The organism is Alicyclobacillus suci (genome assembly GCF_017329615.1).
GTDB classification, from domain to species: Bacteria; Bacillota; Bacilli; order Alicyclobacillales; family Alicyclobacillaceae; genus Alicyclobacillus; species Alicyclobacillus suci.
Genome location: NZ_JAFMTW010000009.1, coordinates 1 through 15393, shown reverse-complemented (window position 1 = coordinate 15393; position 15393 = coordinate 1). Strand labels below are relative to the sequence as shown.

Sequence of the window (15393 nt, the reverse complement as noted above, 5' to 3'; positions counted from 1 at the left end):
GATTATTTTTTCGAAGGAATCTCAATTTCGATAAAGCTCGGTTGTGCAGGCGGCGCACAGCAAAGAGAAAGGTTATGGCGTGCATCGTCTGCTGACTCAAACTCGCTGTCCTCCTTTGTGTAGAAGATTTCCCATGCGTTTCCGTCTGGGTCATACACCCACACTTTGTCTTGGACGGCGTAACAACAGGTGGTGTTCATTTCATCGATCAACACCAGATTGTTTCGACGCAAGCGTTCGCCCATGGCCAACACTTCTTCCGTGTTGTTCACCTGGAAACCTAAATGATTGAGTACCCCGTCTTTCTCGAATGGACGAACATTTAAGGAGAAGTGAAGGGCTGGCTCATCGAGTTCAAATTTGGCGTAGTTCTCTTTGACCTTTGTCGGTTCCGCTCCGAAGAAGGCACGGTAAAACTTCAGGGAGGCTTCCAAATCGGTACAATTCACCGCAACGTGCATACGTTTGATGGTCATTGGTTTACTTCCTCCTCCAAAAACTTCGCAATACGGTTCTTGATAGCGTCTCGTACTTCGTGAAACTTCGCTGTTACTTCTTCTTCCGAACCCCTCGCCTTGGCCGGGTCTTCAAAGCCCCAATGCAAGCGATTGACCTGCGGTGGCGTCACAGGACATTTGTCGTTGGCGTCCCCGCACAGCGTAATGACGTAATCGGCTCTGTTCAGAATATCAGGGTCAATCAAATCGGACGTGTGGTGGGAGATATCAACGCCAGCCTCTTTCATCGCTGCCACTGCTCGAGGATTGAGCCCATGGGTCTCGATACCCGCACTGTAAACTTCAATTCTGTCTCCTCCGAGGTGTCTTGCCCAGCCTTCCGCCATTTGGCTTCGGCACGAGTTCCCTGTGCAAAGGAAGTAGATGAGTGGTTTTTTCGACATGATCATTTCCCTCCGTTTACGCTGTTTTTGTTTGGAAATATTTCTGTTGGAACTTCAGCGCCACGTTGACGAGTGCGATCATCACAGGCACTTCTACGAGTGGACCAATGACTGCGGCAAAAGCGGCACCTGAGTTTATGCCAAACACTCCTACGGCAACGGCAATCGCAAGTTCAAAGTTGTTGCTCGCTGCTGTAAAGGACAGGGTGCAAGTCACCGAATAATCCGCACCTGCACGTTTTCCCATAAAGAACGACACAAGGAACATGATGACGAAGTAAATTAACAGCGGAATGGCGATCCGAACGACATCCATCGGCAAACGTACAATCAAATTCCCTTTCAAGGAGAACATGACAATGGTCGTGAAAAGCAGCGCAATCAGCGTAATTGGACTGATTTTCGGGACAAAGTTCTTCTCGTACCAGGTACGTCCCTTGGTTTTGACAAAGACATACCGTGTAATCATGCCCGCAAGGAACGGAATGCCGAGATAGATGAAGACACTCTTCGCCACTTCTGCGATGGTGATGTGGATGACCATGCTGTGAAAACCAAGCCACTGCGGGACGATGGTAACGAAAATGTAAGCGTACACCGAGTAAAACAGTACCTGGAAGATGGAGTTGAACGCCACGAGTCCCGCCGCATACTCGGCGTTCCCTTTAGAAAGGTCATTCCAAACAATGACCATGGCAATGCAACGAGCGAGTCCAATCATGATGAGTCCGACCATGTATTCCGGGTAGCCACGCAGAAAGACAATTGCTAAAACAAACATGAGTACAGGTCCAATCACCCAGTTCTGGAGGAGCGACAAGCCAAGAATTTTTCCGTTTCGGAACACCTGACCGATTTCCTCATAACGTACCTTTGCGAGTGGCGGGTACATCATAAGGATTAAGCCAATCGCAATTGGAACGGACGTGGCGCCGACTTGAAGCTGATTCAAGCCACTCACAAAATCCGGGAACAAATATCCCACACCAATACCCACCGCCATCGCTGCGAAGATCCAGACGGTGAGATATCGGTCAAGAAACGACAGTCTTTTGCCCACTTAAATTTTCAACTCCTTGATTGGCATTTCACGAGTAGTCCTTTTTTCTCCAATTGCTTCAATTCATTTGTTAGGTCGGGTAACTGCGTAAGGGCGAAACCAATCTCCTTTAGCTTCTCTTTGTTCAGGGAATAGAAGACCCACATCCCCTTGCGTGTTTCTTTGACTAAACCTACGCTTTTTAGTCGACTTACGTGTTTCGAGACCGCAGGCTGCGAAATACCGAACAGCGGAACCAGTTCGCAAACACAGCAATCACGGATATTCAGCAGAGCCACTATCTTCAGCCTTGTGGTGTCTCCCAAAGCTTTGAGAACGTCAGCAAGTTGTTCAAATTCCATCGATTCACCCCCTAGCCTCAACAATATAACCATATTGTTATTTCTAGATAGAGTCAAGCGCCTTCTCTTGACCACGATGCCTAGCTACGGCAACATGAAAATGACAAGTAATTCCGTGGGGAGGCGCATGTGATGACTACTATCTCTGTGCGAAGAGCAGTAATGTTCGACGTGGAGAGTATATTACAGATCTACAATCAGGGTATCGAGGACCGAATCGCCACTTTGGAGGAAGACATCAAAGACTCCGACTACATGCACAGTTGGTATTCGGGACGAGGGGACAGGTATCTAGTGCTAGTTGCTGAAGTGGGCAATCAGGTAGTGGGCTGGGCGTCATTGAATCCCTATTCCCATCGCTGTGCGAATGCCGGGGTTGCTGATTTGTCTGTGTATGTACGGCGAGATTTGCGTGGAAAAGGTGTAGGTTCTGCCCTGCTAAATCATATTGAAACTTCCGCAAAAGAGAATGGGTTCCATAAGATTGTGCTTTTCACGTTCCCCTTCAACGCAAACGGCCAGGGTTTGTACAGCAAGAGGGGCTTTCTAGAGGTTGGAGTTTTTCACAATCAAGGGAAGCTGGACGGCAATTTTGTTGATGTCATGGCCATGGAGAAGCTGTTGTGACCGCCTTAAAGAGATGAGTCTTGGGACTGGGGCGTGCGATAACAGGACGAGAACCAGTCACCAATGGCTTCGTACAGTTCTTTTACAGTTTCAGTAGAGATGAGGTACACGCTCCATAGGCCACGTTTCTCCATTTTCACGAGGCCCGCATCGACCAGAATTCCCAGGTGGTGCGAAATCGTTGACTGAGACATGTCGAATTTGTCGGTTAGGTCTGTTACACAGCATCCTTGTTCGTAAGAGCGAATTTCGCCGCAGCAGGAATGAATGTTTCCTTCAAGAAGCGCCATGACCACTTGAAATCGAAATTCGTGCCCAAGTGCTTTGAATACCTTCACCATATCCACAGTAAATCACCCTTCTTCACTATACCTGATGAACATGGAGAGGGCCATAAGGGCCCTCTCCCCGTCGAAAATCTCAGCAGCAGGTGGTCGGATCGTTGCAGCATTTGTCAGAGGCCTTGGCCTCTACATGCTCAGTTCCAGTGGCTGTATCGTCAACTGGAACCAAAGAGCCACTTCCGCAACAGCTTCCGCCTTTCGCAAACCGGCGCAACAGGGTCATGCTTATCACCTCCTTTCAATAGGCATTCTCGCATCAGAGCACCTGGAAGACGATTCCGAAAATCAAGCTTACAAGAAGCGTGGCAACCAGATAGAAGACGAACAGTGGTCGCCGCACTAACGTATGTAGTGTGGTAAGTAAACCGATGCTCGTGGCATGGCCGGCAATGAGGAATGACATGCCTGCACCTTTTGACATACCTAGTCCAAGCAACACCTTGATGATGGGTGCATCGCTGATACCGTAGGTAGCAATTCCCACTAAACTACCAAGGGGGATGCTGTACCAGTGGTGGCCACCGAGAACCTTGGTCACCACTGAGGCTGGAACCAACGTATTGAGTAATGCGCCGAGAACAATCGCAAGCAGCAGGAACTTCCCACTGAACCAAAGGTCCTTTAGGAACTTCACAGACGCCACGATCCATGAAGGTTCCGCCGTCGTTGTGACCACTGTCTCCGCTGAAGCGCTGTCTGCCACACGCACTTTGACCTGGTTTAACCACACTCCTCGACGGTTCTGATAAAGGATTGTCAGTCCTACGAAGGCTCCCATGGCAAGCGCAGCAACCGTCTTCACGATTGCCCAGTTTAGGCCGAGCATGCCGGCCGTGACCGCAAAGTCCGCTGGGTCCATCAACGGAGATGCTGCGGTAAACGCCATGATGACTGCGAGCGGCGCACCCACTCGTAAGAATGAGACCAGAAACGGAATAACACCACATGCGCAAAGTGGAAGGCCCGCTCCGGCTACGGTAGCAATTCCCACAGAACGGATGTTTCCGCCGTTTGCAGTGGTCTGCATCTTGTCGAACGGTATAAAACGAGTTACGACTTGAGCCAAAACTGTGCCGACAATAGCCCAATACCAGAGATCCTTGAATAGAACCCAAGCGGTGTTACCGAATCTCATCAGGAAATCCAACATTCTAGCCACCGTCCGTTTATATCGATGTTTTTCGATGTAAATGACTATATCGATGTTTATCGATATAGTCAAGTGGGGAGATTGAAATTCGGGTGGCGACAATGATCGGTGCGCTTCACTTTTGAAGGGTAAGTAAGGCATGGAAGGAATAACGGGAGAATATACGGAATCCGCATCTACAAGTTGTTTGATTTTGTAAAAATGGGTGGTGACCCAAGACCTGAACTGGACCACCGAATTTTGTCTTGATGACAAACGAAACTCGATGAAATTTTACCTTCGGGGATCAAGATCCGGTCCTCCCCACTGGCCTCAATCTCATTGAATTTTCGTTGACTCCTGTTGAACCGGCAGTCACGGAGAAGTTAGTATACAGGTTCCGATCCAGCACGAAGGGAGCTATACGCCAACAATATGAGCGTTGTGATCAGCTATGTATCCGAGTGGATTGCTGTCATTGCCACCGACACCCGTATCACATTGGGTGCGAATTCAGAATATGGTTGGACAGACGGAAACGAGAAACTCACAAATGTGCCTGGAATGGGGTGGTGCGCTGGTGCGGGCTTACACGATATGATTCGTGCATTTGAAATTAGTCTTGGGGCCAAGGACATTCATAGTCCAGATGACATTCAAAGTGTGTTTAGAAGTGTACATAGAGACGTTTGTACCGATTGCCCATGTTTCGGAGCTCTATCGATAGGACAGCGATTGCTTTTTCATGGCTCGGGATGCTTGAAAACAAAGTCTTTTGTCGGTGTGGTCTTATGTGCCAGCAAGAATTTGGAGATTCAGTACGTCGTATACAGGACAATCAGTTCCATATCTTATATCCAATCGAATACGTGAATAGTCCAGAAATGGCCCATGACTTCGAAGCTAACCATCCTATGATGTATGAATTCGACGGGCAACTTTATCCCCTGCTTTCAAAAACTGTGGAGTTGTTTCGAGAAATCGCCTTGTCACCGACCAGATCGGTCAGCAGAGTGTGTGATATCGGTGTTCTTTGCATTCTGTACGATGGGGTGTACAAGTTGCGAATAACGAAGGACATGGACGAGTTGACGCTACTCTTGAACCGTGAAGACGCAATTCTGGAATTCCAGGTGGAACGGATTATTGAATTTCCTCCACTGGATGTTACGGACATGGAGTCGGGCACCCCAAGGTAATCTTATACATAAAACACCCTAGCGGAAGCTTGAGTAATCAGGACGCTGAGCGAGTTTTATTGAGCACTCACCAGATACCTCAACCCTCACAATGGGGATCCCAAGAATGCACGATAGTCTACAGGTCGATAGGCAGTAAGCGTCCATGTCCTTTTTCGTCATTTGTATGCCTTCTTGGCGATTTCCGGGCATGAACACGGAAGAACTGACGTACAGAACTTGGTAAAGTGTGACCTACAGTGCAAGTTTCAATATACTATCGGTATTGACCCTCAATGCGCAAAGAGCATTTCATGGTTGAGTGCTGTCATGTTGAGGAAAGCTATGGAAGGTAAAGAGCGCTTCTGGTCGAATTGTTTATACAGTTCGCTACTGATCGGCATATAGTATTCGATATTCTCTGTGAGAACGATTCCTCGATGAGGAGGTGACAACGATGAAAACAACCATGCTGCTTGCTCTCGTTCGGGCACAAGTCGATGGGGACTCGGAATCTTTTAAGAAAGTAGCGCTGCAAATTGCTGCCCAAGAGGCTTCAGCGGGTCATTCGAAGGTTGCCACTGAGATCCGCTCTCTTATCGATAAGGTGCATGCACAACAGGGACAACATGTTGGAACACCAAAGCCTGTTATTCCCATCACTCGTCCAAATGGTGAACTTGGGACACTCCTGCAAGCGAGCTATCCGGAAGTCAAATTTCGGGATATGGTGTTTGAGCAACAAACTCACTTATTACTCAAGAGGATCCTCAAGGAACAGCAAAATCGTCAGCTCTTTTCGTCCTATGGCCTTCAACCGAGGCGCAAATTCTTGCTGGTAGGCCCTCCGGGGTGTGGCAAGACAAGCACAGCAAAAATGCTTGCTGGCGAACTGGGGAGACCCCTGTTTGTGGTACGTTTGGAGGGCTTGTTGTCACGATATTTGGGGGAGACTTCTGCCCATTTGAGTGCAATTTTCGATGCTATGAAGAAGACAATTGGCGTATACCTTTTCGACGAGTTTGATTCGATTGGGACGTTCAGGGGTGACACCAGAGACATTGGTGAGGTTCGACGAGTTCTTAGCACGTTTCTTCAACTGATCGAAAACGACGACTCTGACAGTATCATCGTTGCTGCCACCAATTATGAGCAGATGCTCGACAATGCCCTATTCCGCCGTTTCGACGATGTGGTTGAATTTCCTCGACCTGCTGTCGGCCTTTTGGCGGAGTTTCTGAAACGGCGCCTTCACTTCGTTGTAAATTCTGATACGGATATATCTTGGGAACGAGTGGCCAAAGAAGCCGAAGGTCTAAGCTTCGCTGATATGGAACGTGCCTCGGCGGATGCCCTCAAGGCCATGTTGATGAACGGGCAAACCTTGGTCACAGAGGACTTGCTCACTCAAGCCATCCATGAACGTCTGTCTGTTCACAGACGGGTGTTTTCTCCTAAGAAAGAGTCGGGTGATAAAGGATGAGCCAACGTGATTTTGATCTTACGCACATACGGATGCCGATACCGAGACCGACCCGGTATAAGGGGCAGGGGGCGCCGCAAAATCTCAATATTCCGGAACGGAAGCGGAAGGAACATGCTGAGAATCTCAGGAGTCAACTGCAAAAGTTAGAACAGTCTATAGAAGGTTTGCGGCAAGAAAGGCAAAAGGCAGGGTTGGAGGACGTTGACGGGGTACTCATCACAGTCAAAGGAGCGGCAGACTTTGACTTGACGGGAGAACGGCTGCGTGATCAAAAGCAAAACGTTGAGGTCATGATTGTCGGTGAGACGGAGAGGAATGAACCATTTGCTGTTCTTCGTCTTGGAAAAGGGACGGTCAAATCTCTTGCCGATAAGGTGGATAAATACGAAACAGAAATTGACAAAAGATCCGGAAAACCCAGGTACAATACCCTGATAAGCAGCATCGATTCTATCCGGGAATCGTTAGTTAAAGAACTATGGACAGGCCCTCTTGAGCTCTTACCGGCCCAAGAGGATACCCTCAACTGGTGGGAAGTCTGGTTGTACGGGGGGATAGAGGACCCTCAGCTCGCCCAGCGGATGCGGCTGCAATTTGCTGCGTTTGCAAAACGGGAGGGAATCGAAGTCGATATTGAGCAGCGAATCGAGTTTGCCGACCGCCAGGTATTCATACTTCATGCGTCATACGCTAATTTGTCGAATGCAGTCTCATACTTGGATTCCGTTGCTGAGTTACGCCCGCCGTCACAAGCCATTCGAGACGTTCACGTTTTGGAGCATAGTACACGCAAAGATTTTGACAATGCAGCGAAAAGGGTCATTCCTCCAAGAGGCACAGCCCCTACGATTACGCTTCTTGATACAGGGTTGAATCATACACACCCTCTGCTAGAGCCTGCGGTTTTAACGAATGGTCTTCATACCATTGATCCCAGCAGTGTTTCAACCGGTGACTATTTGGGTCATGGTACTCGGATGGCTGGTGTCGCTCTGTACGATGATATGTCGGCACATTTTCTGTCGGCGGAAAACTATCAGCTCCCAGCACACCTGGAATCTGTGAGGATACCATTAGATTCCACGGACGATGAACGGCGTCTCTGGGGAAAGACTCTTAGCGATGCGGTGTACCTTGCTGAATCTATGGATTCCGACAAGCGGAGGATTTATTACACCGCAATTAGCGGTACGCCCCTTACACGAGGATTGCCATCATCGTGGTCGGCAACCATGGACCAGTTGTGTTTTAACCAGGGTGAAAAGCCTCGACTCATTGCGGTGGCCGCTGGAAATGTTACAACTTTTGATATTTCCGGATATCCAAGCCGAAACCTTTCGTCGCAATTACATGACCCGGCACAGGCTCGTAACGTCATAACGGTTGGTGCCATCACAGACCTCACTGAGGTATCAAATCCGGTTCCGGGATATGAAATTGCGCCCATTGCTGGAGCTGGTCAGCTATCACCACACAGTACCGTACATATTCCAAAGAACGATGCAATAAAGCCTGATATCGTTTGTGAGGGAGGGAATGTTGGCTGGACCGGTGAATTTGCCGAACCGACCCTCGAAGGGTTATCGATAGTAACGACAAGTGAGCGATTTTTGTTAGGAGATGCCTTGACAACAGTAGGAGGGACAAGTCCTGCAACGGCGACAGCTTGTAGAATGATGGCCCAAATATGGGAGGCAAATCCTGACCTTCGGCCCGAAACTATTCGGGGACTGCTTATCCATTCCGCTAGCTGGACGAATGCTTTACGACAACAATTCCCCAACAAACGTGACCTACTTCGTTCTTGTGGGTACGGTGTGCCAGACGTACAATTCGCCTGCAAAAGTGCTACGTCAGCAGTAACCTTGATTGCAGAGGGAATGCTACGTGCAAGGCATATGGAGAGAGTTCCAACACGGCGAAAAGGACAATGGAAATGGATTGAGCATGACCGAGAAATCCTTGTATTCGATCTGCCATGGCCTGACGAACTGTTGCGTTCCCTTGGTGAGACCAAGGTAGAGTTGAGAGTGACACTCTCGTATTTCTGCGACCCGAGTCCGAAACATACTTTGAAAGCATACCAAGGTGCTGGCCTCAAATGGGACCTACAGGGACCACACGAGTCCGAGAGCATGTTTATAAAACGGGTGAATTTAGCGGAGCGAGAGGCAGGAGAGAATAATTTCGCAGGTGCAAATGATTGGGAAATTGGAATTCAGGCACGAAGTCGGGGCACAGTGCAGTCTGATCGATGGGCTGGAATTGCGGCGGACCTGGCTGTAAGACGGAAATTAGCGGTGTACCCTGTGATGGGCTGGTGGGACGGAAATAAAACGAGATACCCAGTTCAAGATATCCCATTTTCTCTGATTGTATCTGTAATTTCAGAGGATGTGACGTTGGACATCTACAATCAGATCGACGTGCCTGTTCCAGTTCTGGTGTAAACAATTGTGATTGGGTCGCCTGATATTCGGGTGACCCGATTTTTATTGGTATACTCTGTCTCTCAGACGGCGATGACTGATCGCAGATGTAGGAGGAGTCTGCGATGAAGATTGAATCATTTTCCGTCCGGACAAAACCATTTCCTGGAGAGTCATTTTGGAGTTTTCTTCTTCGTCTATCAAGCCGTAATGGGATCCCAATTTTGAGTCTTCTAAATTCACTTCGGACTTGGGAAAACAGATACGTCCAACGGGCGGATTGGGGACTGCTGGACTTTTACCCGGAGAGCATCGTGGATCTACCGAGGCTCTCACAATTGTCACGACGTTCCGTCGATGAATTGCATTCAACATCTCTTTATAATCTGCTCAAGATATTTGGGGTAAGTGAGGAAGTGCAGAGATCCCGTTTCCTGTCGGGAATGCTGAGCGACGATTACCGCTTTTGTCCACAGTGTTTATCGGAAAAGATCCCATATTATCGTTTGTTGTGGAGGCTCGAGGCCATCGCTGGTTGTCTGGCTCATCGTTCTCGTTTACTGAATGAGTGTCCCAATTGTCACAATCCAATTCGACTTCGAGATGTTGAGCACTTCAACGTGTGCCCATATTGTGGGCGAACACATTCGGACTCTCAAACAGGAAGGGGAGAGGCTCTCGACTGGGACCAGCAAGAATGGCTTTATGACGCATTTAAGACGTTACTGGCATCGAGGGATGTGCGATTGGAGGCACCTGATGTTGCGAGTCGATTACTGTATGTTCTAGGCGGATGCAGCGAAACATTTTCTCGTGAAAACGTTGAAGCTGCGCTAGCCGATTCTTCTACACTCCCCACACTTCTGCAACATGCGAGAGACTCATTGTCGCAAAAACGAACACTGCATTTATCTTTCCTTCTCCAAACGCTTTATGGCAAAGGCATCAGCATGGCCGAATTTCTAAATGTTTCGATCCCGCAATCCTTTATTGAATCTCTCAAACAGGATAAGGTCCGGAAAAGTGAGCAACTGGCGTGCTTGGCTCCATGGTGTAGTGGGTATCATCTTCCCGGAACGTTAGTGAAGACCGGAACGACTCTGAAGCGGCGAAAGTCCGGAGAGGTTTTGTTTTACTATGTGGCTTGTACAGAATGTTGTTGCGAGTATGCCGTCGACGACCACGGCAATTTGAAAGAACGGACGTATTTCATCGAAGGATATCGTGCGTTTATCCAAGATGGTATTCCGACGGCAGGCATCAAGGAAATGGCCAGGCAGATAGGCATGACTGAGGACAAGATTCGTCGGTGTTTGGCTTACTTTTCTATCCGACAAGTTATGCGATCACAGGATGGTGGCCACGCAAACGTCGATCCTTCGCTGCTCCAAAACGTACTGCGTTCGGTCAGAACAGGAGTTCCACTCAAGGCTATTCAGACATGGGAGTGTTGGGACAGCTACCAGCAGTTTCTTCTCTATCGCTTTCACCCGGATGTTATGCGGGCACTTATAGAATTGAAGCGTCCCCGTCCATCAAAGCGAATTGATGCCGCCGCAAACCGAGAAGAGGTACGTGAGGCTTTGGAATCTTTACTACAGAGGGATCAGGATGTGACGATTTCAGCGGTATGTGAGATTGTTGGCGTATGTCCAGAGACCATCAGAAACTGGGGATGCAACCACTATATCGCAGAAATGAAGGAAAGGCAGAAGAATATTCGGTCGGCTAGAATGCAGCACGAGCTCTACGAAAAAACAGACGAATATTTGGCGCAGAGACCTACCGAAAAAGTTGCTGCGAGTGAACTCTACAAGCACCTGGGGGTTCTGCGGACGGTGCTTTGGCGGAGTGCGCCGGAGATTACGGCGTACGTTATGGAGCGCCTAAGAAGGCACAATCAAGGGGTGTCGGAGCAAGAACTTGGTCCGGTGTAGGAAAGTTTAGGAAGGAATTTTAGGGTTTTTAATCGAATACGTATGTTCTTCACGATTCGACAAGAGGTGCAGTTATGAGACCTTTTTCCATTCGACCTCGACGTGTACAAGGCGAATCCCTGACCAGTTACTTCATGCGAATTTGTTCAGCCAATGTAGTTCATCCGTCTAATGTTCTGCGTTTTTTGTCCAGAGATGGTTTATCTTTGTCATTTGGAAAGGATTCCTTTCGCATTGATGTGTTTCCGGAACAGTATGTTGATGTGGAGCGCCTGGCCGTTCTGTGCGGTCTGACGACAGACGAGGTGCATCAAATGTGTCTTACCCCATTGCGTGTGAAGTTCTACGATGAGGCAGATGATGTATCTAAGGCCATCAACATGATGTCACGTGCCATAGAAAAGCAGAAGCGGTATTTCTGTCGGAATTGCCTAAAGGAACGACCGGCATATATGTTGATGTGGCAAATAAAGGCTATCGCAGTGTGCCCCATTCATCGTGTGAAATTAGACTGTACATGTACCTCTTGTGGGCGGGAACAACCTTACACTGGAGAGTTGCTGCCAGAGCGGAAATGTTCGTTTTGCGGAGCTCCGCTATCGGGATTAGGAGAGCCTGTCAACGACGATAAGGTCTTGGATGAACAACTCCAGTGTTGGCATGACTGGACATACATTCTATGTGAGGACGAACCTTTGGTTCGAAAAATTGGCGACTACTCCTACGAAAAGTCGTTTCACATTTTACTGCTGGCTCTGCATCAACAAATGCCGGAAGTGGTATTCAAGGGGTGGAAATGGTCTGGATTCGTAAACTTCCTTCTCGAGAAACCTGATTCCCATCGATGCTCTATTCATCAGCTTTTACAAGCGACTCGTGAATATGGTATACCGATTCAGTTTGTGTCGGAGATTGAACTTATTCCACAATCCCTTCAGGCCATTTTAGATGACCCCACCGGCTTAGAGACAGCCAAACGAACACCAAAGAGACCACCAACATCGAGCCCAGCAAACTATGGGCCTCCCAATTTCGGCCCCTGCCTTGCACCGTGGTGCGAGAGCTATCGAAAAAATGATGCTATGGTTTTGACACCTAAGAAGGCTGGGTGGCACTTGTGTGCGGCTTGTACCAGTTGTTCCATGCAATACGGTCGTAAACGTGCTACGAGTGAATGGTGTGCAAGAACGAAAGACATCCTTTTTATGTGGGAAAAGATATTTCCGTTGTTGCAAGAAGGAAGAACGAATGCTGAAATCGGCAGACTGTTGGGTACGGATAAGCGGACCATTTTGAGAGCCCAGGCATACTTTGCCTATCACAAAATTGGAAGTCTCAAAAGTCACAAAATGTTTGATGAGATCGTCACACCGACCGATATTGTGGCATGTTTCGAAAAACTCGTGAACGAGGATACAGATGAGTTAAAAATGCAGCGAAGAGCTTCAAAAACGTTTGGCTGGAGTCAAAGATGCTTCTACTATTTCTTAGCCCACGCCGAGGTGCAGGCTATGCTGCGGAATCACCAAAGAAGTCCAAGCAAAGAACCAGGTATGAGACATGAGGTAAAGACAATAACAGGTACACAAGATGTGTTCGCAAAAATGGTGGAGCAAGAGCTCTACAGGATGATGAAAGATGGCGATCCCATCACTCAAAAAACTGTGGCGGCACGATTAGGTTGTGGCGTTCAAACACTTCGGCGTCATGGATTGGCCAAATCGATATCGGAAGCAGGAAAGTACCAAGCCGAGCTGGCTGCCGCATCGGAAACCATGTCAGTTCGCCATCAGATAAACCGCTTACTCGCAGTCGGTGAGATGCAACGTAGTGTCGTCACCCTAAAATTGATTGAGCAGAGTATGCAAATGTCCATGAATACTCTTCGGCACAGCAGCCCAACACTTTTCCAATGGATTCAGACTGAGCTTCGAAAACATCGTGAACGAGTACGAGTTCTCGTCGTCGACGACTACAAAGAACTGATCAAAACAATTGTTGAGGACGTACGAATGGAACATGGAAGAGTGCTTGTGACAAAGGTAGTGGAACGACTTGATGTGAATTATATTACGCTGCTTCGCACTTTCCCGGAAGTCATAGAATTTATCAAAGAGTTTGGAAGGCAAGCTTGATGCACCCGGTTCATTCATTCGTTTAGAGGTGCTAAGGTTAGTTAAGTGGGGGGATTGGAATGAGATTGGGTGGAAAGCATGTCTCCGAGATTATTGCCGAAGACATACAAAAGTTGGTTTCGAATGAGGTCATGGAGTCACGAGTGCTCGACTATAAGATGGAGATCGGGGACGACAGTAAAGAGTTCATGGCAGATATCACGTCCTTCGCTAACACAGACGGGGGTGTGATTTTATACGGGATTGAGGAGCGAAAAGAGGACGGCAAGAATACGGGAATTCCGGCACAGATCGTCGGCATTGAGAAAGGAAAAGCCGACTTCATTCAGCAAAAGATTGAAAATATGCTGCGTGACAATGTGGATCCGAGATTACCGAACGTGATTGCTCACCCTATTGATGTTTCGGGGAGAACCGTACTCGCCATTGGTGTGCCAAGAAGCCTTTTTGCACCACACATGGTCAGGAAAGACAGTAAATTCTACGCACGAAACAGTATCAGCAAGTTTCCAATGGATACACATCAAATTCGTCAAGCTATGTTGCAGTCGGTAGGTTGGGAAAAGGAAGCGGACAATTTTCGCCGTAGCCGGATTATGGACATGATGGCTGGGAAAATTGCATACCTACGACAGAAAGAGCGAGCCACCTTTCTTCACATTGTCCCTCTCGGTACGAATAGACCGCTCATCAACCTTCGGGAGTACACGACGGAACTTGCCCATAAATTTAAGCCATACCAATACTCTGGATGCAATCAAACATTCAACCTTGATGGTTATTTGATTTGGCCTGGTTCTCCGGGAGAATCGTACGTCCAGTTTTACCGAAATGGTGCTACTGAATTTTGCACAGCCACGCTTTTTTACGAAACGGAGTATAAACGTGGTCAAATCGCACTCGATGGCATGGGAGTTGAGTTTTTTGTAGTGCGGTCGGCTAAGGAATATCTAGGATATTGTGAGAGACTCGGAGTGGAGCCACCTTTCGCAATGTTTCTTTCCATCGTTGGGGCAAAAGGTCATATCACTGGGCAACATGTGGTTAATGCCTTTAACCAAAGAGCGCTTCCAGCAAGCGGACTCATAGAGGAGAACGAAATCATGTTCCCACCCGTAATTGTTGAAACACCTGATATGGATTTACCTGCATTGTTCCGTATGACGTTCGATATGTTATGGCAAGCAGCGGGACGGGACGGCAGCCCGCACTATAAGGAAGACGGTTCCTGGGGGCTATCTTTGAAATAAGCGTGACAAAATTGGTGGTGATACTATGAGCGAAACAGCAGTCGAACTGATTCAGGCCATACAAAAAAATGTGTCATCTGATCCTCTCAGCAAACTCTTACAGGTTCTGATTCTCCTTGCGAAGGAAGTTAATGATTCCGAATGCGAACGATGGGCAAAGCTTGAATCAAACGGGTATCATAAGGACAATCCAGCATTACTCGAGGGTGACAAGATTCCATCTTATAGGAACGTTGTCGGCTATTACGTGGATCGATTTGGGCGGACAGTCACTGTCAATCAGCCCGAACTGCATTTCATTTTGGAGTATGCTCTGCCCACGTCTGCGGCTGAGTTGGAGTCGCTTATTGCAGGGCGATCTTCGTATTTGTCTGTGCCCGACCACCGGCGTTTTGCTTTTATTAACCCGGATTTCGACGATTAGGTGATTGAGATCATTGACCGGGGCATGTTTTCAAGTATTTGGTGGATTTGTTGGCGAACACGGCGAAATCATGGTACGGAACTAGAGCAATGGACACAATTCCCCCCTCCCCAAGCCAGGCTATGAACTCCACTTTTTCAATTGGAAGAAAA

Annotated in this window: 14 protein-coding genes and 1 pseudogene; 9 read left to right on the top strand and 6 right to left on the bottom strand. The window is 48.1% G+C overall.

Annotated features, from left to right (window positions below):
• Positions 1 to 2 precede the first annotated feature (2 nt).
• Genes J3482_RS06580 through J3482_RS06565 form a run of 4 tightly spaced genes read right to left on the bottom strand, consistent with a single transcriptional unit; the run spans position 3 to position 2302 of the window.
• Positions 3 to 476, bottom strand: coding sequence for an ArsI/CadI family heavy metal resistance metalloenzyme (locus tag J3482_RS06580; protein WP_206915772.1), 474 nt, complete (start codon positions 474 to 476; stop codon positions 3 to 5).
• Positions 473 to 901, bottom strand: a complete 429-nt coding sequence (arsC, locus tag J3482_RS06575) for an arsenate reductase (thioredoxin) (RefSeq protein WP_206915770.1) — start codon at positions 899 to 901, stop codon at positions 473 to 475. The genes J3482_RS06580 and arsC overlap by 4 nt, the downstream gene beginning before the upstream one ends.
• Before the next feature lie 16 nt (positions 902 to 917).
• Positions 918 to 1961: an ACR3 family arsenite efflux transporter gene (gene arsB / locus J3482_RS06570; protein WP_328702191.1), complete on the bottom strand. Its 1044-nt coding sequence runs from the start codon at positions 1959 to 1961 to the stop codon at positions 918 to 920.
• Between the two features lie 8 nt (positions 1962 to 1969).
• The gene (locus J3482_RS06565; RefSeq protein ID WP_206915768.1) at positions 1970 to 2302 is read right to left on the bottom strand and encodes an ArsR/SmtB family transcription factor; all 333 of its coding nucleotides are present in this window, start codon (positions 2300 to 2302) and stop codon (positions 1970 to 1972) included.
• A 132-nt stretch (positions 2303 to 2434) separates the two neighbouring features.
• Between J3482_RS06565 and J3482_RS06560 the strand changes: the two genes are divergently transcribed.
• Positions 2435 to 2929: an arsinothricin resistance N-acetyltransferase ArsN1 family A gene (locus tag J3482_RS06560; RefSeq protein WP_206915766.1), complete on the top strand. Its 495-nt coding sequence runs from the start codon at positions 2435 to 2437 to the stop codon at positions 2927 to 2929.
• Between the two features lie 5 nt (positions 2930 to 2934).
• Here J3482_RS06560 and J3482_RS06555 read toward each other — a convergent pair whose 3' ends face one another.
• Together J3482_RS06555 and J3482_RS06550 are read right to left on the bottom strand one after the other, a co-directional pair.
• Positions 2935 to 3270 (bottom strand): ArsR/SmtB family transcription factor, encoded by a 336-nt coding sequence (locus tag J3482_RS06555; RefSeq protein ID WP_236017976.1) that lies wholly within the window; start codon positions 3268 to 3270, stop codon positions 2935 to 2937.
• 259 nt (positions 3271 to 3529) lie between these two features.
• Positions 3530 to 4408 carry a permease gene (locus J3482_RS06550; RefSeq protein WP_206915761.1) on the bottom strand — a complete coding sequence of 293 codons (879 nt, stop codon included), beginning with the start codon at positions 4406 to 4408 and terminating at the stop codon, positions 3530 to 3532.
• Between the two features lie 1055 nt (positions 4409 to 5463).
• Between J3482_RS06550 and J3482_RS06545 the strand changes: the two genes are divergently transcribed.
• From J3482_RS06545 to J3482_RS06515, 8 genes and pseudogenes are all read left to right on the top strand, one after another.
• Positions 5464 to 5601 carry a hypothetical protein gene (locus J3482_RS06545; protein ID WP_206915759.1) on the top strand — a complete coding sequence of 46 codons (138 nt, stop codon included), beginning with the start codon at positions 5464 to 5466 and terminating at the stop codon, positions 5599 to 5601.
• A gap of 436 nt (positions 5602 to 6037) precedes the next feature.
• A complete protein-coding gene (locus J3482_RS06540) occupies positions 6038 to 7063 on the top strand; it encodes an AAA family ATPase (RefSeq protein ID WP_206915756.1) in 1026 nt (341 codons plus the stop codon).
• Entirely contained in the window at positions 7060 to 9516 is a 2457-nt protein-coding gene (locus tag J3482_RS06535) for a S8 family peptidase (protein ID WP_206922214.1), read from the top strand. The genes J3482_RS06540 and J3482_RS06535 overlap by 4 nt, the downstream gene beginning before the upstream one ends.
• Positions 9517 to 9620: 104 nt before the next feature.
• Positions 9621 to 11432, top strand: coding sequence for a TniQ family protein (locus J3482_RS06530; protein ID WP_206915752.1), 1812 nt, complete (start codon positions 9621 to 9623; stop codon positions 11430 to 11432).
• Between the two features lie 74 nt (positions 11433 to 11506).
• Positions 11507 to 11929 (top strand): annotated as a pseudogene (locus J3482_RS21785) (TniQ family protein); the annotation flags it as partial.
• Positions 11930 to 12127: 198 nt separating this feature from the next.
• Entirely contained in the window at positions 12128 to 13567 is a 1440-nt protein-coding gene (locus J3482_RS06525; protein ID WP_236017967.1) for a hypothetical protein, read from the top strand.
• 143 nt (positions 13568 to 13710) lie between these two features.
• Positions 13711 to 14817 carry an AlbA family DNA-binding domain-containing protein gene (locus tag J3482_RS06520; RefSeq protein WP_206922213.1) on the top strand — a complete coding sequence of 369 codons (1107 nt, stop codon included), beginning with the start codon at positions 13711 to 13713 and terminating at the stop codon, positions 14815 to 14817.
• A 25-nt stretch (positions 14818 to 14842) separates the two neighbouring features.
• Positions 14843 to 15241 (top strand): AbiTii domain-containing protein, encoded by a 399-nt coding sequence (locus J3482_RS06515; RefSeq protein WP_206922212.1) that lies wholly within the window; start codon positions 14843 to 14845, stop codon positions 15239 to 15241.
• Positions 15242 to 15393 lie beyond the last annotated feature (152 nt).

Excerpts from the sequence above, each read along its gene's own strand:
- J3482_RS06580 (WP_206915772.1), bottom strand. The coding sequence starts at position 476 with ATGACCATCAAACGTATGCACGTTGCGGTGAATTGTACCGATTTGGAA.
- arsC (WP_206915770.1), bottom strand. The coding sequence starts at position 901 with ATGTCGAAAAAACCACTCATCTACTTCCTTTGCACAGGGAACTCGTGC.
- J3482_RS06565 (WP_206915768.1), bottom strand. The coding sequence starts at position 2,302 with ATGGAATTTGAACAACTTGCTGACGTTCTCAAAGCTTTGGGAGACACC.
- J3482_RS06560 (WP_206915766.1), top strand. The coding sequence starts at position 2,435 with ATGACTACTATCTCTGTGCGAAGAGCAGTAATGTTCGACGTGGAGAGT.
- J3482_RS06555 (WP_236017976.1), bottom strand. The coding sequence starts at position 3,270 with ATGGTGAAGGTATTCAAAGCACTTGGGCACGAATTTCGATTTCAAGTG.
- J3482_RS06550 (WP_206915761.1), bottom strand. The coding sequence starts at position 4,408 with ATGAGATTCGGTAACACCGCTTGGGTTCTATTCAAGGATCTCTGGTAT.
- J3482_RS06540 (WP_206915756.1), top strand. The coding sequence starts at position 6,038 with ATGAAAACAACCATGCTGCTTGCTCTCGTTCGGGCACAAGTCGATGGG.
- J3482_RS06535 (WP_206922214.1), top strand. The coding sequence starts at position 7,060 with ATGAGCCAACGTGATTTTGATCTTACGCACATACGGATGCCGATACCG.
- J3482_RS06530 (WP_206915752.1), top strand. The coding sequence starts at position 9,621 with ATGAAGATTGAATCATTTTCCGTCCGGACAAAACCATTTCCTGGAGAG.
- J3482_RS06515 (WP_206922212.1), top strand. The coding sequence starts at position 14,843 with ATGAGCGAAACAGCAGTCGAACTGATTCAGGCCATACAAAAAAATGTG.